This window comes from Lachnoclostridium sp., assembly GCF_031997925.1.
Classification (GTDB): Bacteria; Bacillota; Clostridia; order Lachnospirales; family Lachnospiraceae; genus Lachnoclostridium.
This window is the reverse complement of sequence record NZ_DAMADT010000001.1, coordinates 328715-333474: the sequence shown is the minus strand read 5'-3', so window position 1 is coordinate 333474 and position 4760 is coordinate 328715. Positions and strand designations below refer to the sequence as shown.

General features: G+C 35.8%; 3 protein-coding genes. 1 reads left to right on the top strand and 2 read right to left on the bottom strand.

All coding sequences use genetic code 11. The features are described from left to right. The coding region (ftsH, locus tag RTP52_RS01440) for an ATP-dependent zinc metalloprotease FtsH (RefSeq protein ID WP_312368753.1) at window positions 1–1431 on the bottom strand (1431 nt) is incomplete at its 3' end. An 808-nt stretch (window positions 1432–2239) separates the two neighbouring features. Here ftsH and RTP52_RS01435 point away from each other — a divergent pair. Beyond that, window positions 2240–3847, top strand: coding sequence for a CTP synthase (locus RTP52_RS01435; protein WP_312368751.1), 1608 nt, complete (start codon window positions 2240–2242; stop codon window positions 3845–3847). 247 nt (window positions 3848–4094) lie between these two features. Here the strand turns inward: RTP52_RS01435 and RTP52_RS01430 are convergent, their stop codons facing one another. After that, entirely contained in the window at window positions 4095–4544 is a 450-nt protein-coding gene (locus tag RTP52_RS01430; RefSeq protein ID WP_312107210.1) for a signal peptidase II, read from the bottom strand. Between the last annotated feature and the right edge of the window lie 216 nt (window positions 4545–4760).

The window sequence follows — 4760 nt, the reverse complement described above, 5'->3', positions numbered from 1 at the left end:
CATTACGTAACCAAGAGATCCCATCGTACGTGGTACTATGGTAATCTTTTGAACTGGCTCAGCATTTTTCTCTAAAGCTGTCACTAAGGCATGTCCTACTTCGTGGTACGCAACTATCTTCTTTTCTTCTGGTCCAAGAATACGATCCTTCTTTTCCTTACCAGCGATTACAACTTCAACTGATTCAAACAAATCATTTTGAGTAACTACTGTTCTACCTTCTTTTACTGCTAAGATTGCAGCTTCATTAATCATATTGGCTAAATCAGAGCCAACTGCGCCGCTCGTTGCAAGGCCAATCTCTTCTAAATCCACAGAATCATGCATTAATACATTCTTTGCATGAACCCTTAAGGTCTCAACACGACCTTTTAAATCCGGTTTATCTACAATAACTCTTCGGTCAAATCGTCCAGGACGAAGAAGTGCCTTATCTAGTACTTCTGGTCGGTTTGTAGCAGCTAATATAACAATACCTTTGGAAGTATCAAAACCATCCATTTCAGAAAGCAACTGATTTAATGTTTGCTCTCTTTCATCATTTCCACCGCCATAATGGGAATCTCTGCTCTTACCTATGGCATCGATCTCGTCAATAAACACGATACATGGCGCTTGAAGCTGTGCTTGCTTAAACAAGTCACGTACACGAGATGCACCGACACCGACAAACATTTCAACAAAATCAGAACCAGATAGAGAGAAAAACGGAACTTTCGCTTCCCCTGCTACAGCCTTTGCTAATAAAGTTTTACCAGTACCCGGAGGTCCCACAAGAAGGGCACCTTTTGGAAGTTTCGCACCGATTCTTGTATATTTTCCGGGGTTATGAAGAAAATCCACTAATTCTGTTAGGGATTCTTTCGCCTCTTCCTGACCAGCTACATCTTTAAATGTCACACCAGTCTCTTTTTCGACATATACCTTCGCATTACTTTTGCCGACTCCCCCCATCATTCCGCCGCCACTCTTAGAAATCATACGGAATAAAAAGAACATAACGCCATAGATTAAAACAAAAGGTAACACATATGCCAACAATATATCAACGACGGTTGTTTCATTAATATTACGGTTTGGATCGAACCTAATATTTTTTTCTAACAATAACTCGCTGATCGGATAATCATGTGGAATACCCACAACATAAATTTTCTCACGCGGATTATCCTTCGCTAGTTCTGTATAAATCGTATATTGGTTTTTACCATAATCATATTCTATATGATCTATCTTATTTTGGTCGTCATTTTCAACCATCGCAAGAAATTCATTAAATGATATTTCTTCGATTCTGCCCTGTTCTAATTGTTTTGTCATATAGGAAAAGAGCATTACCATGATTAAGGCTGCAACAAGACTAAATATCCAACCGCGTTTTCCCTGCCAGTTTTTTTTCTTGTCATCGCCATTTTTATCTCTATTATCCATCGGATCCTCCTAACGAATTCGTTTTATTTTATTCCAGTAAAAACATAATTTCATTATAATGATACTTAAAATATAAATCAAGTTTTAAGTTCTAAATTTTTTGTGTCCTAATTATGAAAGATTTGTATTGTTTTCTCACAATTTAACGGCAATTACTCCATAGTTATCCGTAAAATTTATAGTAAAAACATGATTTGATATACTTCATTTTAAATTGAGTATTTCACATATTAAACTTTTTATTTGTATATTGATACGCATATATGTGTGTTGGAAAAGCAACTACTTTTATTAGAAACATAAAGCGAGCTTTCAAAAGTTACATTATCCTTTTTCTTTTTTTACTTAATACTATATTTTTTATTGAAGAATTAACTTACGGTTTTAAAATAAAAAGCAAAATTTTCAATTTTATTTAAGTTTTTATACTTAAAGACATAGTTAGCTTAATAAAGTCAAAGCTCTGTTATTCTTATTATTTACTTCTTGTAATAAGTTTTTTCTGTTTTTCTTATTATTACTTCTTGTAATAAGTTTTTTCTGTTTTTCTTTGCTCCTTGTAATAAGTTTTTTTGATTCGATAAAAAAAACACTAGATTTTATATCTCAATAGTATTATAATATATTTTATTTTTTTAATACACTAGCGAAGGTGTTAGCGTTTAAAATCTTGATATGTCCGGACATCCGTGACCCTTTTTCTACAAAAGGCCAAGATTTTGAATGCTTTTTTAGTTTTTACAGGTAAGCCTTTTGGGAACCGGACACTCACCGGTAAACCCAGAGCAATTATAGGAGGGAGCTAACTATGGGCGTAAAATATGTTTTTGTAACTGGCGGTGTCGTATCTGGTCTTGGCAAGGGTATCACCGCTGCTTCTCTTGGCCGATTATTGAAGGCTAGAGGGTACCATGTAACAATGCAAAAATTTGATCCGTACATTAATATCGATCCAGGTACCATGAATCCAATCCAACACGGTGAAGTCTTTGTAACGGATGATGGTGCTGAAACTGACCTTGACCTTGGTCATTATGAACGTTTTATAGATGAGAGTCTAACAAAGCAGTCTAATGTTACTACCGGTAAGATTTATTGGACCGTATTGTCTAAAGAACGTCGAGGTGACTTTGGAGGTGGCACCGTACAGGTGATCCCCCATATTACAAATGAAATTAAAGATCATTTTTATCGTAACGATAGTTGTAATGAGACACACATAGCAATTATTGAAGTCGGCGGAACTGTAGGCGATATTGAGAGCCAACCTTTTCTCGAGGCAATTCGTCAGTTTCAGCATGATGTCGGAAGAGAAAATGCAATTCTTATACATGTAACTTTAATCCCTTATCTAAAAGCTTCGGGGGAAATGAAAACAAAACCAACCCAAGCCAGCGTAAAAGACCTACAGGGAATGGGGATACAGCCGGATATTATTATGTGCCGTACAGAGCTTCCACTCGAGCCGGGAATTCGTGAAAAAATATCCCTGTTTTGTAATGTTCCCCGCAACCACGTTCTTCAGAACTTAGATGCAGATACCTTGTATGAGATTCCACTGATGATGGAAGAAGAGCACCTTGCTGATGTTGCCTGTGAATGCCTTCACTTAAACTGTCCAGAACCAGACTTAAAAGATTGGGAGGATATGGTCTATTCTTTAAAAAATCCTACCCATGATGTTACAGTGGCGTTGGTTGGTAAATACACTCAGCTACATGACGCCTACATTAGCGTCGTGGAGTCTTTAAAACATGGAGCTGTTGCTCATAATGCTTCCATTCAGATTAAATGGATCCCTTCGGAATCTGTTACGAAGGAAACCGTAGCAGATCTTCTACAAGATGTAAACGGTGTCCTGGTACCGGGTGGATTTGGTGATCGTGGAATCGAAGGAAAGATCTTAGCAATCCAATATGCAAGGGAACATAAACTCCCATTTCTTGGGCTATGTCTTGGAATGCAACTTGCTGTTGTTGAATATGCCCGTCATGTTCTAGGTTTTTCAGATGCTCATAGTATCGAGTTAAATCCCGAAACTACTCATCCAGTAATTCACCTAATGCCGGAGCAAGATGGTATTGAAGACATAGGAGGAACATTAAGGCTTGGCTCTTATCCTTGCATTCTTGATAAAACCAGCAAAGCGTATGAACTATATCAGACCACAACAATTACAGAACGTCATCGTCATCGCTTTGAGGTAAACAACTATTATCGTGATGAACTGATTCGCCACGGTGTGAAATTATCTGGTCTTAGCCCGGATGGAAGAATTGTTGAAATGATGGAACTTCCAAACCACCCCTGGTTTATCGCTACTCAAGCACATCCGGAGTTTAAGTCACGTCCTAACCGTCCCCATCCACTATTTAAAGGATTTGTAGGTGCTGCTTTAGACAACTCGAGTAGATAACTCTATACGAATTTACGAAAAATATTTCCCTATACTAGAAATAAAAGATTTCACTAAGTTTCAAACATACAACTAACCATCTTTTCCAAGACTATACATTAGTATAATTTTATCAAATTCAAAAAGGTAAAAAAGGAGCATAAGAAGTGGATCACTTTTCACTCTCTTATGCTTCATTTTTAACTAAGTTCATTTCGCTGTATTTCTTGTAAGATTCGATTAACAGCAAGTGGCTTTCCTAAAATTTTTACTCCAATCCTTTAAAAATAATACGAACAGCAAGGATAATACTACCTAGGAATATAAAAAAGTCTGATATATTAAATATCACTTTCTGGTAAAATGAAAAACTAAAATAATCTACTACATACCCTCTTTTAAGCCTATCATACACATTACTAGAAGCACCACCAGCTAAAAATGCAATACCTGTTTTCAGAATCCGTTTTCCCTTTTGTGGGAATATGATTGCCATTAATATCGTAATACCACCAATCATAATGCCGGACATTAACAAGAGGAGTTCTCTTTTTTTCTCCATAAAGTTCAAAAAGGCACCCTGGTTATGATATTTTGTAACAACGATACGACCTTTAAAAATCTTCTCACTTTTACCTATCGTTTTGTTTTTCTCAATATATTGCTTAATAAAAAAGTCTAATGCAAAAATTGCTATTGCAATTATCAAAAAAATCATACCATCCACCTCATTATTATAATTCTTAGGTATCTTTTATACCCCTTAGTCTTATAATATTACTTTCTAGCCCTATGATAACTCTAACCTTAGGAATAATCAAGCATACATTCGTTTGATTTATCAATTTTTGTAATTTGTTATTTTGTTTATCCTTTAGTTTTTGATTTATTGAATCACTATTTGTTATTTTGCTTTTAATTTAACCTACTGCTT